General features: G+C 72.6%; 18 protein-coding genes. 9 read left to right on the forward strand and 9 right to left on the reverse strand.

Going from position 1 to position 14,880, the window contains the following annotated elements; all coding sequences use genetic code 11:
• Window positions 1-228: 228 nt before the first annotated feature.
• The 5 genes from hxlA (at window position 229) to QP939_RS05065 (ending at window position 2,951) form a co-directional block, all read left to right on the forward strand.
• Window positions 229-858 (forward strand): 3-hexulose-6-phosphate synthase, encoded by a 630-nt coding sequence (gene hxlA, locus QP939_RS05045; protein ID WP_285455363.1) that lies wholly within the window; start codon window positions 229-231, stop codon window positions 856-858.
• A gap of 31 nt (window positions 859-889) precedes the next feature.
• Window positions 890-1,159, forward strand: coding sequence for a hypothetical protein (locus tag QP939_RS05050; protein WP_285455365.1), 270 nt, complete (start codon window positions 890-892; stop codon window positions 1,157-1,159).
• Between the two features lie 71 nt (window positions 1,160-1,230).
• Window positions 1,231-1,848, forward strand: a complete 618-nt coding sequence (locus tag QP939_RS05055) for a GPR1/FUN34/YaaH family transporter (protein ID WP_285455366.1) — start codon at window positions 1,231-1,233, stop codon at window positions 1,846-1,848.
• Between the two features lie 96 nt (window positions 1,849-1,944).
• On the forward strand, window positions 1,945-2,532 hold the full coding sequence (locus tag QP939_RS05060; protein ID WP_285455368.1) for a Chromate resistance protein ChrB: 588 nt from the start codon (window positions 1,945-1,947) through the stop codon (window positions 2,530-2,532).
• Window positions 2,529-2,951, forward strand: coding sequence for a YkvA family protein (locus QP939_RS05065; protein WP_285455369.1), 423 nt, complete (start codon window positions 2,529-2,531; stop codon window positions 2,949-2,951). Before QP939_RS05060 ends, QP939_RS05065 begins: the two co-directional genes overlap by 4 nt.
• On the opposite strand, the gene QP939_RS05070 is transcribed toward QP939_RS05065, so the two are convergent.
• Genes QP939_RS05070 through QP939_RS05080 form a run of 3 tightly spaced genes read right to left on the reverse strand, consistent with a single transcriptional unit; the run spans window position 2,948 to window position 4,593 of the window.
• Window positions 2,948-3,799 carry a DUF72 domain-containing protein gene (locus QP939_RS05070; RefSeq protein ID WP_491624963.1) on the reverse strand — a complete coding sequence of 284 codons (852 nt, stop codon included), beginning with the start codon at window positions 3,797-3,799 and terminating at the stop codon, window positions 2,948-2,950. The genes QP939_RS05065 and QP939_RS05070 overlap by 4 nt on opposite strands.
• 28 nt (window positions 3,800-3,827) lie before the next feature.
• On the reverse strand, window positions 3,828-4,064 hold the full coding sequence (locus tag QP939_RS05075; protein WP_285455370.1) for a hypothetical protein: 237 nt from the start codon (window positions 4,062-4,064) through the stop codon (window positions 3,828-3,830).
• A gap of 25 nt (window positions 4,065-4,089) precedes the next feature.
• Window positions 4,090-4,593 carry a MarR family winged helix-turn-helix transcriptional regulator gene (locus tag QP939_RS05080; protein ID WP_285455371.1) on the reverse strand — a complete coding sequence of 168 codons (504 nt, stop codon included), beginning with the start codon at window positions 4,591-4,593 and terminating at the stop codon, window positions 4,090-4,092.
• Between the two features lie 128 nt (window positions 4,594-4,721).
• Between QP939_RS05080 and QP939_RS05085 the strand changes: the two genes are divergently transcribed.
• The gene (locus tag QP939_RS05085; protein WP_285455372.1) at window positions 4,722-5,657 is read left to right on the forward strand and encodes an NADP-dependent oxidoreductase; all 936 of its coding nucleotides are present in this window, start codon (window positions 4,722-4,724) and stop codon (window positions 5,655-5,657) included.
• Between the two features lie 6 nt (window positions 5,658-5,663).
• Here the strand turns inward: QP939_RS05085 and QP939_RS05090 are convergent, their stop codons facing one another.
• The 6 genes from QP939_RS05090 to QP939_RS05115 all read right to left on the reverse strand — a co-directional run bounded on the left by QP939_RS05090 (window position 5,664) and on the right by QP939_RS05115 (window position 12,944).
• Entirely contained in the window at window positions 5,664-6,134 is a 471-nt protein-coding gene (locus QP939_RS05090) for a GNAT family N-acetyltransferase (RefSeq protein WP_285455374.1), read from the reverse strand.
• A gap of 11 nt (window positions 6,135-6,145) precedes the next feature.
• Window positions 6,146-7,183: an insulinase family protein gene (locus tag QP939_RS05095; protein ID WP_285455375.1), complete on the reverse strand. Its 1,038-nt coding sequence runs from the start codon at window positions 7,181-7,183 to the stop codon at window positions 6,146-6,148.
• The gene (locus tag QP939_RS05100; RefSeq protein WP_285455376.1) at window positions 7,180-8,355 is read right to left on the reverse strand and encodes a M16 family metallopeptidase; all 1,176 of its coding nucleotides are present in this window, start codon (window positions 8,353-8,355) and stop codon (window positions 7,180-7,182) included. Before QP939_RS05100 ends, QP939_RS05095 begins: the two co-directional genes overlap by 4 nt.
• Entirely contained in the window at window positions 8,352-9,560 is a 1,209-nt protein-coding gene (locus QP939_RS05105) for an MFS transporter (protein WP_285455377.1), read from the reverse strand. Before QP939_RS05105 ends, QP939_RS05100 begins: the two co-directional genes overlap by 4 nt.
• Before the next feature lie 9 nt (window positions 9,561-9,569).
• A complete protein-coding gene (locus tag QP939_RS05110; RefSeq protein ID WP_285455378.1) occupies window positions 9,570-11,831 on the reverse strand; it encodes a YcaO-like family protein in 2,262 nt (753 codons plus the stop codon).
• 393 nt (window positions 11,832-12,224) lie between these two features.
• Window positions 12,225-12,944 carry a class I SAM-dependent methyltransferase gene (locus QP939_RS05115; RefSeq protein ID WP_285455379.1) on the reverse strand — a complete coding sequence of 240 codons (720 nt, stop codon included), beginning with the start codon at window positions 12,942-12,944 and terminating at the stop codon, window positions 12,225-12,227.
• Between the two features lie 55 nt (window positions 12,945-12,999).
• On the opposite strand from QP939_RS05115, the gene QP939_RS05120 reads away from it, so the two are divergent.
• The 3 genes from QP939_RS05120 to QP939_RS51775 all read left to right on the forward strand — a co-directional run bounded on the left by QP939_RS05120 (window position 13,000) and on the right by QP939_RS51775 (window position 14,842).
• Window positions 13,000-13,563 (forward strand): winged helix-turn-helix domain-containing protein, encoded by a 564-nt coding sequence (locus QP939_RS05120; protein WP_285455380.1) that lies wholly within the window; start codon window positions 13,000-13,002, stop codon window positions 13,561-13,563.
• Entirely contained in the window at window positions 13,550-14,434 is an 885-nt protein-coding gene (locus tag QP939_RS05125; protein WP_285455381.1) for an SRPBCC family protein, read from the forward strand. The genes QP939_RS05120 and QP939_RS05125 overlap by 14 nt, the downstream gene beginning before the upstream one ends.
• Before the next feature lie 231 nt (window positions 14,435-14,665).
• Window positions 14,666-14,842, forward strand: a complete 177-nt coding sequence (locus QP939_RS51775; RefSeq protein ID WP_352250402.1) for a hypothetical protein — start codon at window positions 14,666-14,668, stop codon at window positions 14,840-14,842.
• Window positions 14,843-14,880: the final 38 nt, after the last annotated feature.

Genomic DNA, 14,880 nt, shown 5'->3' on the forward strand with positions numbered 1-14,880 from the left:
ACCAGCTTCTGCGGCCGCGCCGGGGGCTGACAACCGGCCGGGAACGACCGGCACCGGATCACGGACGAACGGCGAGCGGCCGGTCATGAGCGGTCCGCGGGCCCGGGGGTTATTCGCTGTGCGCATTGGGGGATTGCGGTTTCGCATGTGCTGGGGTGTTGCCGGGGTTCGCGGGCCGGGTGATGGTTGCTGGACTCAGCAGATCCCGTACCGATGAGGAGAATTGCCGTGCAGCTGCAGGTGGCTTTGGACGTTCTGGACCTTCCCTCGGCGTTGACCCTGGCCAACCAGGTGTCCGAGCACGTCGACATCCTCGAACTCGGGACCCCGCTGGTGAAATCCGCCGGTATCGCCGCCGTGAGCGCCATCAAGGCCGCCCACCCGGACAAGCTGGTTTTCGCCGACCTGAAGACCGCTGACGCCGGTGAACTGGAAGCCGCACTCGCCTTCGAAGCCGGTGCCGACCTCGTCACCGTCATGGGCACCGTCGACGACGACACGATCCGTGGTGCGGTCGCGGCCGGTCGGAAGTACGGCAAGCAGGTCGTCGCGGACATGATCGGTGTCGTCGACGGCCGCGTCGCCCGCATCCAGGAGGTCGCGAAGCTGGGTGTCTCCTTTGTGGAGATTCACGCGGGGCTGGACGAGCAGGCCCGCCCCGGCTACAGCATCCAGCAGCTGCTCGAAGACGGCCGCCTCGCCGGAGTCCCGTTCTCCATCGCCGGTGGCGTCAAGGTCGACACCATCGGCGCCGTGCGTGAAGCCGGAGCCGTCGTCGCCGTCGCCGGTGGCGCGATCTACAACGCCACCGACCCCGGCGCCGCCGCGGCCGAACTGAAGAAGCACGCCACCCGCTGAGCAGACCCGGCCGAGAGAAGGGAGCGCCGTCGTGGAAACCGCCAAGTCGGGCGCGCACGACACCTACTGCGCCTTGATGTTGCAGGCCGCCGGGGTGATCCGGTTGCGCTACGTGGAATGCAGTCAGGACACCAGCCTGTCCCCCGCCGCGGCGAACGAACTGGCGGACGCCTTCGAAGGCATCGCCAACGGGGATCCCGAGTTCGACCAGATCGACCCGAAAGAGGCGATCGCGCTGGCGCACCGCCTGCTCGACGACGACCACCCCGAGCTGTCGCGCCTGTGGCCCGAATCCCGGTAGGGCCGCCTTCCCGTCTCTCCTTCCCCGCCCCTTGCTTCGAGGATCATCCGCAGCTCAACGAGGAGTAACCGATGACCACCACCGCCATCGCCACCGAAGCCCCGGTGCAATCCGCGCCCGCGGGCGACCCCGCCCTGATCGGCGTACCCACCTTCATCGTCGGCGCGACCGCGCTCGGCCTGGTGCTGACCGGCTACGTCCCGGCCGCCGCGGTCGGCGCGTCGATCGCGATCATCCTGCCCGCGACCGGCGTGGGCCAGCTCGTCGCGGCGGTCTGGGCAGCCGCGCTCGGGGAAAGCGCCGTCGCCTCCGTGTTCGGCATCTTCGCCGGTTTCTGGCTCAGCTACGCGGCCCTGGTGCTCGGGCTGATCCACGGCTGGTTCGGCATCACGCCCGAAGCGGCGACCGCCACGCAGGGCCTGTTCCTGATCGCCTGGCTGGTCACGATCGGCCTGCTGACCCTGACCACCCTGCGCCTGCCCGCCGCGTTCACGGTGCTGTTCGTGCTGGTCGACCTCGCGCTGGCGCTCGTGCTGTACGGCACGGTGGCCGGTTCGACCGCGGCCACGACGGCGGGCGGGTACGCCGTCTTCGCGTTCACGGCGGTCGGGGTGTACCTGTTCGCCGGCGCGGTGTCCGCCGCGACGGGTGGCAAGCCGCTGCCCCTGGGCCGCCCGGTCCTGGCCTGAGCGGACACCCCACCGGGTGGGCGGCGACGATCGCCGCCCACCCGGTTTCCGCGTTACAACTGGACCAACGCCTTGTTACGGACGTAACGTAGCGCCGTGACTGTCGAAACCCCCGAGCCGGGCTGGCTGGTGATCAGCGTGTCCACCGCCGGCGCGCCCGACTCGCTGCGCGTGCAGGTCTGGCGCAAACTCCGCTCCCTGGGCGCGCTCTACCTGCAGCAGTCGGTGTGCCTGCTGCCCGCCCGGCCGGCGGTGGTCCGGGAGGTCCGCCGCCTGGCCGACCGCGTCCGGCACCAGGGCGGGACGGCGCGGGTCCTGCCGATGACGTTCACCGACCCGGCCGACGAGCGGTCGGTGATCGCCGAGCTGAACGCCGCCCGCGACACGGAGTACACCGAAGTCCTCGGGCGGCTGCCCGAGCTGCGTCGCGAGCTCGCCGACGAGCAGGCTCGCGGTAACGTCACGTACGCCGAGGTCGAGGAGTCCGAAGCGGACCTGCAGCGGTTCCGCAGCTGGCTGGGCAAGATCGCCGCCCGCGACTACTTCGCCGCCCCGGTCGGCGAGTCGGCCCGCGACGCCGTCGAGCGGGTGGCCGCCGACCTCGCGGCCTTCGAGGAAGCCGCGCTGCGCGCCGATTCCCCGGATCGTGCGGCGCCGCGGCTGCGCGCGGTCGAGCCGTCATGACCGGGTCGTTCTGGTGGGACCTGCTGATCGGGGTGGCCGCCGCCCTGGTGCTGGCGTGGCTCGCGCTGGTCGTGGCGTTGCTCGTGATCCGTCCGCGCGGCAGCTTGTTGCGCGAGGCGTTGCGGCTGCTGCCGGATGTGCTGCGGTTGATCCGGCGGTTGGCGGCGGACAAGGACTTGCCGCGCGGTGTCCGGATCCGGCTCGGGTTGTTGCTGGCTTATCTGGCGTTGCCCATCGATCTGATCCCGGATTTCATCCCGGTGCTGGGGTACGCGGACGACGCCATCGTGGTCACGGCCGTGTTGCGCGGGGTGGTTCGCCGCGCTGGGCTCGAGGCTGTTCGCGCCCATTGGCCCGGGACCCCTGACGGCTTCACGGCGGTGACCCGGTTGACCGGACTCCCGGCCGGGAACGGCTAGAACAGGGTCGCGGGTTCGACCGGCTCCGGCTCGGGCAGGGGTTCCAGGCCGGGCACGAGCGCACGCACGTCGTCGTGGAAGCGGCGGGCGAGGGCCGGGGCGTCGTCGTTGTCGGGAGTGTGCACGAAAACGGTCGGCGACCGGCCTTCCCGCAGCCAGGCGGCGACGACCTCGGTCCACGGCCGCCACCCCTCGACGGTCTCTTCGACCGAGTCCCGCCCCAGGTACCGGACGACGGGCCGATCGGTCAGCGCGCGCGTCCGCCGCGGCAGCCGCGGTTTCTTGGCCCACGCGTCCTGCTCGGCTTCGCTGGCCGGCGGCCGCTGGAAGAAGACGGTGGTGTCGAAGGGAACCCATTCGGCATCGGCGTCGGCGAGCGCCTTCTCCAGCAGCGACGTCGACCGGGCGTCGGTGAAGAACCCGGGGTGCCGCACCTCGACCGCGCGGCGCCGATCGGCGGGAAGGCGGCGCAGGAAGCGGCGGAGGGCATCGACGTCGGACGGGCCGAAGGAGCCGGGCAGCTGGGTCCAGAGGACGGCCCGGTCGCCGAGCGGTTCGAGCGCGTCGAGGAAGGCCCGCATCTCGGTCTCGACCCCGGCGAACCGCCGTTCGTGCGTGACAACCTTGGGAATCTTGACCACGAACCGGAAGTCGGCGTCGGTCTGCCGCGCCCAAGCCTCGACGGTGGTCCGGGCGGGGGTGGCGTAGAAGGTGGTGTTGCCTTCGACGGCGTTGCACCAGCTCGCGTAGGCGCGCAGACGTTCGACCGCCGGGAGGGACGGCGGCAGGAACCGTCCCGGCCAGGCTTTGTGGGTCCACATCGCGCAGCCGACGTGCAGCCGTGCCACTGGCGTCAGCCTCCCCTTCTCCGCCCGATCAGCCTGGTTCGGGGTTCGGCCCCGACAACCGCCACCGCGCGGCGCGCCCGACCGGCCGCCGCGGCAAACGTGAGCGTACGTGGTCGGGAACCGCCCCTCCGGCGGCGACGGCCTCGACGTACTCCTCGATCCACGCTCCGCTTTCGAGATCGACGCTCACGTGCAGCGCGTGCAAGCTGCCGTCCACCCCGTCGACCAGCAGCGGCCGGTGCGGGCTGACGTCGGTGGCCACCATCGTCGCTGCGCCGCCGCCGGACGAATCAGCTGACTTTCCCACGACGCCGGGGCGCGGCGGACCGCGGAGGCGTCGCCCGCATGTGTTCCCGCACCGGCGCCAGCAACCCGGCGAGCGCCGTCACGTCGTCACGCGACAGCGGCTCGAACAGCAAGCCCTTGACCACCTCGATGTGTCCCGGCAGCACCGCGGCCAACCGCTCACGCCCGGCCTCCGTGATGGTGACCGTCGTGCTCCGCTCGTCGTCCGGAGACGGTGTGCGGATCACCAGACCCGCCTTCTCGAGCAACCCCGCCTGGTACGTCAAGCCGCTGCGGCTGTAGACCACGCCGTCGGCCAGGTCGGTCATGCGGTGGCTGCCCGACGGGGCGTCCCCGAGCCGGGCCAGCAGCTGGAACTGCACGTAGCTCAGCTCACCCGCCTCGCGCAGCTGCTGCTCGACCGCGTGCCGGAGCAGGCTCGTCACCTCGATCAGGTCGAAGTACGCGCCCAGCTCCACGGGGTCGAGCGACGGGGATGAGTCAGCCATGCCCGTCAGCCTACTGCTTCGAATTCGAACAGGTCGTGACCGACGTCACTTGCTTCAAATTCGAAGCAGCTGTACCGTCGCTTCCAGTTGCTTCGAATTCGAAGCGAACCGACGAAGGTGAGACTCCGATGAAGGCAGTGCGTTTCCACGAGTACGGCGACCCCACCGTCCTGCGCTACGAGGACGCCGAGCAGCCGGTCCCGGCCGCCGGGCAGGTCCGCGTCCGCGTCGCCGCGACGTCCTTCAACTCCGTCGACGGAAACATCCGCGGTGGCTTCATGCGCGACCCCATCCCGGTCGTCCTGCCGCACACCCCCGGCCTCGACGTCGCCGGCACGGTCGACGCCCTGGGCGACGGCGTCGACGGCTTCCGGGTCGGCGACCAGGTCATCGGCTTCCTGCCGATGGACCGCCCCGGCGCCGCCGCGGAGTTCGTCCTCGCCCCGGCCGACGTCCTGACCGCCGCGCCGCGGTCCGTCCCGCTCGCCGACGCCGCCGCCTTGCCGGTGGTCGGGCTGACCGCGCGGCAAGCCCTGTTCGACCACGGTCAGCTGCGGTCCGGGCAGCGCGTGCTGGTCAACGGTGCCGGTGGCGCGGTCGGCGGCTACGCCGTGCAGCTGGCCAAGGGTGCGGGCGCCCACGTCATCGCCACGGCCAGCGCGCGCAGCGGCGACGCGGTCAAGGCGGCCGGGGCCGACGAGGTCGTCGACCACACCGCCACCCCGGTGACCGCGGCCGTGACCGAGCCCGTCGACCTCGTGCTCAACCTGGCGCCGGTCGACCCGGCGGAGCTGGCCGCGCTGGTCACCCTCGTCCGGCCGGGCGGGGCCGTGGTCAACACGACGGTGTGGATGCCCGCGCCGTCGGACGAGGCACGCGGCGTGCGCGGCATCGACCTCTACGTCCGCAGCGACGCCGGGCAGCTGGCGGAGCTGGTGGGCCAGGTCGACCGCGGCGAGCTGCGCATCGACGTCGCCGAGCGGGTTCCGCTGGCCGAGCTGGCCGAGCTGCACGCACGGGCCGCCGAGGGCGCGGTGCACGGCAAAGTGGTCGTCGTCGCCTGACGACCGTCACGGACGCGACGCGGCCCGCTCCAGCCACACGGAATCCGGGCCGCCGTTCGCGTCGGGCTCCCGCCTCAGGTACGCGAAGCCGTGGCCGGCGTAGAACTTCGCCGCCCGGTCGTTGCCGTCGATGTAGGCGAGCCGCACCGCCCGGCCGTCCGCCGCCGCGAGCACCTCGCGCAGCAACGCGCTCCCGGCGCCCGACCGCTGCGCTTCCGGCACGACGTAGAGCTTCCACACGACCACGCGATCGTCGACCTCGCCGTAGCTGGTCATCCCGACGACCGCCCCGGCCGCGTCCTCCGCGACGAACGTGCGCGCCACGGCCTGGCGGAGGAGGTCGGCGGACCACCACCGGGCCAGCCCGTTCGCCACGTACTCCTTGCCCGCCAAGGGTTCGTACGTGGGTGGCCACGTCCGGTGCCCCACCTCGGCGATCGCGGTCAGGTCGTCCTCGACAGCCGCTCGGATCCGCACAGTCCCCCTCCTCACGCCTGGTAGCTGCCGACGTTCGCGGTCGCGAGCGTGCCCAGCCGGCTGGGGACGCGGTCGAGCAGCCCGCCGGCGCCCAGGTGGTCCGCCACCGCCCACGAGTGTGCCGGATCGCCGATGAGGTGCCCGAACGCGAGCGCGTCCGCCTGCCCGCTCCCGTGATCGAGCGCGGCGAGCACCGACGACAGCAGCACGTTCCGCGCGTTCTCCATCCACCGTCCGACGCCGGGGTGGCCGAGCACCCGCTCGATCGCGGCCCGCACCTCGGCCTCACGCGCCGTCGGGAAGGCCAGTTCGAGCCACGCCCGTGCGTCGCCCGGACGGCGCTGGACGCTCGTGCGCAAGCCGTAGGTGATCCCGAGGTCGTCGCGGAGTGCCTGGTACAGCGGCGAAAACGGCGCCCCGGCCACCGCGAACAGGAACAGCTCCGCCGCCGCGGCCTCTCCGGCGTCGACCGGCGGCAGGCTCCAGCACACCGCGTACCACGTCTGGTCGCCGGTTCCGGCCCGGTGCGTCTCACCGCCGCCCGGCACCGGGGCTTCCGCCGGTTTTTCGCGAATCGTCAGGGGTTCGGGCGTTCCGTCGACGTCGGCGAGGACCGTGACGTGCGTCCGGAGCGGCCCTTCCGGCCGGGCGCCCGTGCCGTCGGCCGCGGCGAGCTTGCGGGCGGCGAGCCGCGGGGTCCCCGCGCGTCCGGCGGCGGTGACGTCCAGGTCCGCCCAGGTCAACGCCGTGTCGTCGAGAAAGCCGAGCAGTTCGCCGAGCCGGTCTTCGGTCACCGTGAACGACAACGCCGGGCTCCCGGCGAGGACCTTCGTGCCCACCCCGCCGCCGGTGCGCGCGGCGAGCCCCCGCCACTCCGGCCGCGCGACGACCGCCCGCTTCCACGCCTCGGCGACCGGCGTCGCGGCGCCGGCCGACGCCAGCGTCACCCGGACGTGCGCCAGCCCCGACGCGATCCCGGACCGGTAGACCGCGGCGGCGGGCCAGGCGGTCGCGATCGGCTGTGGCAAGCAGTTCAAGACCGCGGTCACAGCACGATCTCCCGGCCTCCGTGCGCGGCCAGCTCCACCGCGAGCTTCGCGACCCGCTCGGTGTCCACATCGGACAGCGCGGCGAGGTAGTCGGTGACGGACGCGCGCGCGAACATCCGCAGCCAGGTGGCGGCGCGCGTGCGGGACACCGCCCGGTCGAACCGCTTGACCGCCCCGATGCGCACCCAGCGCGCGGCGTCGGCCACGACCGCCGGGTCGAGCCCGTCGGCCAGCGTCCCGAGCGCGGACGTCAGCGCGTCCGGCAGCCACTCCGTCTCCCCCGTCGCCTCGACCGTCAGGCACGTCGGCGAGCGGTCCTCGTTCGGGTCGCCGCTGATCCCGACCCGTGCCGTCACGCTCGATCCGGCGGGCGCGCGGCGGCCGGCCAGCGACCGGCCGCCGCCCTGGCCGAGCAGCGCGGCGACGACCTGGGCCACCGCGAGGTCCGTCAGCCACGGTCCGGTCCGGACCACCGGGAAGCACACCGCGTGGGCATGCGGCGAGTCGTCGGCCCGGTCGATCCGGACCACCCGCGGCCCGCTCAGCTCGTGCGGCCGCGGCGCGTCCGGCACGGCACCGCCCTCGAGCACCTCGAGCACCGGCGAAAGCAGCTCCACCAGCTCGGCCGACCCGAGCGGCCCGACGCTCGCGATCTGCGCGACCGCCGGGTCGAGGAAGAACCGGAACCCGTCGGCCACGTCACTGGGAGTCAGGTCCCGCAGTGCCGGGTTGTCGACGAAACCGCTGTGCGCGTTGGCTTCGTCGTCGAAGAGGGCCGCGCGGTTGTACTGCGTGCTGAACCCGCGCTGCGGGTGCCGCAGCACCTTGCTCGCCACCTCCTGCGCGATGACGTCGAGCTCGCGCCGCACCGTTTCCGGCTCGTGCACCGGATCGGCGAGCTGCCGCCGCGCGATCCGCGCCCAGTGCCCGAGCCCGGCCGGGGGCGCGCTCACCCAGAACTGGACGTAGTCCGCGCCCGTGTACGCGTTGCAGATCGCCCCGGCCGAGCGCAGCGCCGCGAAGAACTGCGCCGACCCGCCGGTTCCCCGGCAGTGGAACACGTGCTCCACCAGGTGCGCCAGGCCTGGCAGCGGCTCGTCGCGCTGCCCGCGCCCGAAGGTGAGGCAGACCGTCTGCAGTGCGCGGCCCGGCTGCCGCTCGACGACGATCACCGGACCACCGCCACGGGCGCCGGGCGGACCAGCGTGCACGCGGCCGCGGCGACCGCGCCGCACGCCGCCGTCACCAGCCACACCACCGTCCCGCCCCGGGCGGTCAGCGACAGCATGACCACCGGCCAGAGCAGCCCGGCCGCGGCCCAGCCGAGCTGGTAGGCCGCCATGTACTGGGCCAGCCGCGCGGGTGGCGCGATCCGGGCCACGAAGTCGTTCATCACCGACGTGCTGAGCAGCTCGCCGGCGGTCAGCCCGACCATGCCGACCACCGCGCACACCGCCGTTCCCCAGGTGGGCAGCAGGAACCCGACGCCGAGCACGGCGGCACCGGCCGCGATCGACAGCGCCGCCGCGATCATCACCGTCCGGTGCCGGTAGCGCTCCACCCGCCGCGACACCACCGGCAGCGTCAGCACGAGGATCACGACGTTGAGCGCGATCAGCACCCCGGCCAGCCCGGCACCCCACTGTCCTTTCTGGACCAGGGAGAGCGTGAGCACGGACGGCATCGCCAGCAGCGGCACCACCAGCAGCACCGAGGCGATCAGGAAGACGCTGAACTTGACGTCGGTGTAGACGGACAACGCGCGGGCGGGCCGGTCGCCGCCGGTGACCCGCGGCGTCGTCCGCACCCCGCGCAGGAGCACGGCCGCGACCAGGAACGACACGGCGTTCAGCGCCATGAACACGGTCAGCCCGCCGTTCCCGGCGAACCCGACGATGACCCCGCCTGCCAGGGCGCCGAGCCCCATGGCGGCGTTGCGGATACTGCCTTCCAGCGCGTACCACCGGCGCCGCTGGTCCCCGGTGATGTCCGCGACGAACGTCGAGTTGCCCGCCCAGAAGGCGTTGTCCCCCGCCGTCGACAGCAGCAGGACGACCAGCGCGAGCAGCCGGCTGGTCGCGAACAACGCCCCGACCGCGGCCAGCGCCCGCACGCAGTTGATGACCACGAGGCAGCGCGCCGAGCCGTACCGCCCGACGAACCGGCTGGTCAGGGTCCCGGCGGGCAGGGCGAGGATCGCGGCCAGCGTCATCAGCACGCCGACCGCGGACTGGGACAGCCCGGCCCGGAAGACGAAGTACAGCGGCACGAACGGCAGCAGGGCACCACTGGCCACCGAGTCGATGGCGACGGAGGCGAGCACGGACCGGCCCCGCGGGATGCGGGTCAGGTCGAGCTGCGTCCAGCGGGCGAACATCCGGCCTCCTCAGTAGTGCGCGAGCGGAAAGCGGTTCAGCTCGGCCTCGGGCAGCGGCGTCTCGCGCCAGCCGAGGTCGACGGCGGCGCGGCGCACGCGGTCGCGGCCCCACTGCGGGAACGCCGCCGCGAAGTTCGGCACCAGGCCGGGGCTGAGCACGCGCACCGCCGAGAACCCGGCCTCGGCGACGTCCGGCGTGGTCAGGTCGACGGCGATCGGTTCTTCGCCGAACTCCGCCCGCAGCGCCCCGGCGACCTGCGCGATCAGCGCGTCGGCGGATTCGGGTTCCCGCGCCGGTTCGGCCGGGCGGGGGCCGGCGGGGACGTCGAGCGTCCACGGCGAGACGTACGCGCCCGCCCGCGGGTCCAGGTAGATCTGCAGCTGGCAGGACAGGTCCTTGACGTCCCGGAAGTCGGGCCGGTAGGAGTCCAGGTACCGGGCGTCCTCGCGGAACGGCTTGAGGTTCCGTTGCGCGGACAGGACGTTCGCCTGCGCGCTGCCCGGCCGCGCCCCCGCCATCGTCAGCCCGGTCCACTGCAGACCGACGCCTTCGGCGAGCGCTTTCCGCGCCGCTTCGGTGAAGCCGGGCCGGGTCGCGAACCCGATGGCCAGGAAGTCCGACCGCACGTCCTGCACGCAGGCGGCGACGGTGGCCATGCCGTAGCGCTCGGAGAGCGGGATGATCGCCGTCCGGAACCGGTCGCCGAGCTCGGTGGCGAGCTCCGGCGCGAACTCCTCGAGCGGAACCCGCGGCAGCACCGGCGTGTTCGCCCACCACACCATGGAGGCGTCGCGCTCGATCGTCTCGGACAGGCCGTTCGCGACGGCTTCCGCCCAGGTCCGCCCGCCCGCGATGCCCGACAGGTTCGGGTAGAGGTGCCGTTGTTCGCCGTCCGGCCGGACGGCGTTCCACGACACGTACACCCAGCACGCCGGGACCCACCGCTCGGCGCCGCTCACCAGCCCGCGGCCGGGGACCCACGCCACGGTCGTGTCGTCGGCCAGCGGGGCGAACGGGAACCCGCGCTCGGCGTGCTGGGCGGCGGAGTAGCCGACGAGGCTGCCCGGCGCCACCGCGGCCAGCCCGCGGCGCGTGAGTTCGGTGTAGCTCGCCGACACCATCGGCGTCCGCGGCGACACCCAGTTCGCGCAGTAGCGCTCGATCAGCTCACCGATCGCCGGGCCTTCGGCGGCCGCCGCGCTCTCCCAGCTGGAGCCGAACGCCGTCAGGTCGTTGGGGAAGTCCATCACCCGGCGCATGTCGGCGGCGCGGGCGACCGCGATGTGCAGGGAACGCGGGAAGTGCGCCGGCGTCGGCTGCGTCTTCACCGACCGGATCACCCCGGCCTCGGGGTCGCGCAGGTGCCAGGCGTCGGTGCGGCGGACCGGGCGCCGCCGGTCCTGGTCGGGCAGGGCGAGGACGCCGTGGTGGTCGACGGTCTGGTGCGCGCAGTCGAGGACCAGCTCGGCCGACTGGATTTCGGCGCGCGCGGCCCCGGCGAGCCAGCGTTCGGCCTGCACGGCCAGCGTCGCGGCGGCCCAGCGCAGTTCCGCGGGCCGCAGCGAATCCGGCTCGGGTGGCGGCGGATCCCCGTGCTCGGCGAGGAACAACGCGGGCGAGGCCGCGGCGGCTTCCCGGCGGCGGTAGACGTCCGACATCGTGGCGCCGAAGCCGGGCTTGATGACGGGCCCGGCGAAGACCTTGTGGTCGAACAGCCGGACGACCAAGCGAAGGGTGTCGAGCCGTTCGAGCTCGTCGTCGAGCGCGATCACGGTTTTCGCCGTCGCGTGGCGGAAAACCGGGCAGACGACCAGCCGCGACCCGAACTCGGCCCGCGCCTGTTCGGCGGCGGCGAGGAGGTCGTCCTGGGCGCATTCGCGGACGTCGGTGCGCAGTCCGGCGGCCTGCCAGGCCTCGGCCAGCGCCGTCACGGGCTCAGCCGGGCCGAGCCAGAGGAACCGGTAGTCGCGCAGCCGCTGCGTGCGCAGGGCTTGCGGGAGCAACCGGTACCAGGACCGGTCGCCGGTGTCGGCGACGGGCTGCACGCAGCCGTCGCGGGTCAGGGCGGCCCAGACCTCGGCGAACTCACCGGGCGCCACGGCCAGCAGCTCTTCCCGGGTCCGGGTGCCGTCCAGGAGCGCGAGCCAGTCGCGCATCGGCCCGGCCGCGACGCGGACGCGGAGCACGGTCCGGCTCGGCGGTACCAGCAGGCAGCGGTCCGGCCCGTCGGCGACGACCCGTACGTGTCCGGCGATCCATTCAGATGACATCTGCTTCCTCCACGCCGCTGCGCGCGTTACCCTGGACGTGCCGGATGGCCCCCGGGGTGTGCTAGGGACGCACCCCGGGGACCGATCCGATCATCGTGGGATCAGTCCTCGTCCCAGCTGAACTCGATTTCCGGGGCGACGTTGTTGTTCGCCAGGATGGCGAGTTCGTTCTCGTTCTCGAAGGACTCGAAGATCTCCAGCATTTCCGGGTGGTTCCTTCCTCGTTGGTTATCGGGACAAACGCCCGGCTTAGAGGCTGCGTCGGCGTGGCCCACCATCGGGTGCGACTCACTGCCGTCCTATGCGTTCCTCATACCTTCGCCGTGCGTGTTCCCATAGTGCCGACCGGGCGGAACGCCGACGTCTCCTCGATTGCGCTGCCCCGAACAGCGGTCAGCCGAGCCGCAGGACGAAGATCAAGAAGCTCGGAAACGTGTCCAGGACAGGGAAATCCTGGGGGAACAGCTCGCGGGCGGCTGCCACCGGCCGCGGTTCGTGGACGACCGAAATCCGGAAACCGGCCGCGGTGAAGGCGTCCGTCATCGCGTGCAGCGGCCGGTTCCAGAAGCTCATCGGGACGCTTTTCCCGTCCAACGTCCATTCCTCGGTCCAGTTGTACGTCGCGAAATAGTCGGGCCTCGGGCCGGACTGGCGGTGCATGAGGTTGATCGCGAAGGGGTGATCGACCGACACGATCAGCCGACCACCCGGCCGCAGGACGCGCCGGAACTCGGCGAGCGTCGGCGCCCAGTCCCGCAGGTAGTGCAGCACCAGGGACGCCACGACGTCGTCGAACGCGTCGTCGGGAAACGGCAGCGGGTCGGCCAGGTCGGCGACGCGCAGGTCCGCGTCGGCACCGAGCCGCCGCCGGGCCTGCGCCAGCATCCCGGCACTGGAGTCGATGCCGGTCACGATCGCGCCCCGGTCGCGCAGGGCCGCGGACAGCGGGCCGGATCCGCAGCCCGCGTCGAGGATCCGCCGTCCGGTCACGTCGCCCACCAGGGCCAACGTCGCCGGTCGCTCGTAGTAGGCGTTCATCAGGCTGGTCTCGTTCTCGGCCGTGTAGGCGGTGGCGAGGCCGTCGTAGTCGTTCGCGCGCTCTTCCGAGGTCATGGGCCCGATCCTGCCATTGACAAAAACTTCTTTTACATAAAGACTCGTTTTCGCCATGAGAGATGTCGTCTACCTCGAGCAGATCGAGCAGGCCGAGGCCCTGCTCAAGCCGCAGCGGATCGACGTGCTGCGGCAGCTCGCCGAGCCCCGGTCGTGCACCGAGGTCGCCGGGGTGCTGGACCAGTCGCCGCAGCGGGTCTACTACCACGTCAAACGGCTGGTCGAGGCCGGGCTCGTGCGGCAGGTCGCCGAACGCCGGGTGCGGGGCATCCACGAGGGGATCTACCAGGCCGCCGCGCGGTCGTACTGGCTGTCGCCGCGGCTGGTGGGGCGGATCGGGCTGCGGCAGACCCGGGACCGGCTCAGCCTCGGCCACCTGCTGGACCTGATGGAGGAGGTGCAGGCGGACGTCGCCGCGCTCGACCTCAGCCGGCCGGACCTGCCCTCGATCGGGGTGTCCGGGGAGATCCGGGTGCGCCCGGAGCAGCGCAAGGCGTTCCTCGACGAGCTGCAAGGGACGCTGCAGGACCTGTTCACCCGCTACGGCGGGGCCGAGGGCGACGCGTTCCGCCTGGCCGTCGCCTGCTACCCGAAGGGAGATCCCGATGACCGAGTTTGACCTGCGCCTGCGCGCGGTCGTGCCGGCCCCGCCGAAGGTCGTGTACGAGGCCCTGACCGACCCGGCCGCGCTGCGCGTGTGGCTCACCGACCACGCCGAAGTCGACCTGCCGGGCAGATACGAGTTCTGGGGCCGCCACACGCCCGACGGCGCCGAGCCGCACCAGCGCGTCCTGCACGCCGACGAGCGCACGATCCGGCTCGCCTGGACCGTCGAAGGCGTGGAGACGATCTCGCAGATCGAGCTGGCCGACGACGAAGACGGCACGCTGGTCACGCTGAGCCAGAGCGACCTGCCGAGTTTCGAGGACATCATCGCCGACAAGGCCGGCGCCCGCGGCGCGCTGCAGACGTTCTGGTCGCTGGCGATCGCCAACCTGGCCGACTACCTGTCCGGCCGCGAGCTGACCCCGAAGTGCGACTTCACCTCGACCGAGCTGCGCGCTTCGGTGGTGATCGACGCGGCACCGGACGAGGTGTTCGACTCGATGATCCAGCCGGCACGGTTCCGCGAGTGGTTCGGCGCCAACGTGGACATCGAGCCGCGCTTGGGCGGCCGCTTCGCGATGGGCGGCTTCGACCTGGACCCGGGCGGCGCCACGTTCGTCGAGTTCGAGCCGGGCCGCAAAGCGACGCTGCGCTTCGCCGACGGCATCACGGACGCGTGGGAGCTGGAGGGCTCGGAGGGCAAGACCCGGCTCACGTTGGTGGAAAGCGGCTTCGACCCGGACAACCCGCCGTACCCGGGCTGGGCGGGCTGGCTCGGCGGCATCGCGGCGCTGCGGCGCTACCACGAGCTGCCGCGGTGGCGGTCGATCTGGCGCGGGATCGAGATGGCCGGGGTCCCCGAAGGCATGTTCGTCACCGACTGACGGCTGAAGCGCCCCGTCCTGACCGTCCACACCGGACACAGCGAGGGTGCCCGACGGGGTTCCCGCCGGCTGCAGGCGGCCCACGTCACGACCTTCGACCGGCTCTGGTCGACGCTGCCGTTCCTGCGGCCGCTGCGGACTACGCCGACCGCATGCTCACCGGCGAGGACTTCGCCTACCGCGGCCACTCGAACCTGACGCCCGCGGTGCTCGACCTGCCCCGGCGGTGACTTGTCCGTGCCGATGTGGGGCCCGGACGCGAAAGACCCGCTCGAGGTGTGCCGCCCGCTGGCGGTCGAGGTCCACCGGATCCCCGACGAGCTGCGGGAAGGCTGGCGGCCACCGGAACCGGCGGCCTACCGCAACCTGCACGGGATGCGGCAGCCCAGCTGGGACGACCGAGCGTGACCGGGCCGGCTCACCCGCGGGTGAGCCGGCCCGTCGTG

The organism is Amycolatopsis nalaikhensis (genome assembly GCF_030264295.1).
Taxonomy (GTDB): Bacteria; Actinomycetota; Actinomycetes; order Mycobacteriales; family Pseudonocardiaceae; genus Amycolatopsis; species Amycolatopsis nalaikhensis.

Coding starts and splice junctions, on each gene's coding strand:
- QP939_RS05055 (WP_285455366.1), top strand. CDS start 1,231: ATGACCACCACCGCCATCGCCACCGAAGCCCCGGTGCAATCCGCGCCC.
- QP939_RS05080 (WP_285455371.1), bottom strand. CDS start 4,593: ATGGCTGACTCATCCCCGTCGCTCGACCCCGTGGAGCTGGGCGCGTAC.
- QP939_RS05085 (WP_285455372.1), top strand. CDS start 4,722: ATGAAGGCAGTGCGTTTCCACGAGTACGGCGACCCCACCGTCCTGCGC.
- QP939_RS05065 (WP_285455369.1), top strand. CDS start 2,529: ATGACCGGGTCGTTCTGGTGGGACCTGCTGATCGGGGTGGCCGCCGCC.
- QP939_RS05125 (WP_285455381.1), top strand. CDS start 13,550: ATGACCGAGTTTGACCTGCGCCTGCGCGCGGTCGTGCCGGCCCCGCCG.
- QP939_RS05075 (WP_285455370.1), bottom strand. CDS start 4,064: ATGGTGGCCACCGACGTCAGCCCGCACCGGCCGCTGCTGGTCGACGGG.
- QP939_RS05120 (WP_285455380.1), top strand. CDS start 13,000: ATGAGAGATGTCGTCTACCTCGAGCAGATCGAGCAGGCCGAGGCCCTG.
- QP939_RS05110 (WP_285455378.1), bottom strand. CDS start 11,831: ATGTCATCTGAATGGATCGCCGGACACGTACGGGTCGTCGCCGACGGG.
- QP939_RS05115 (WP_285455379.1), bottom strand. CDS start 12,944: ATGACCTCGGAAGAGCGCGCGAACGACTACGACGGCCTCGCCACCGCC.
- QP939_RS05105 (WP_285455377.1), bottom strand. CDS start 9,560: ATGTTCGCCCGCTGGACGCAGCTCGACCTGACCCGCATCCCGCGGGGC.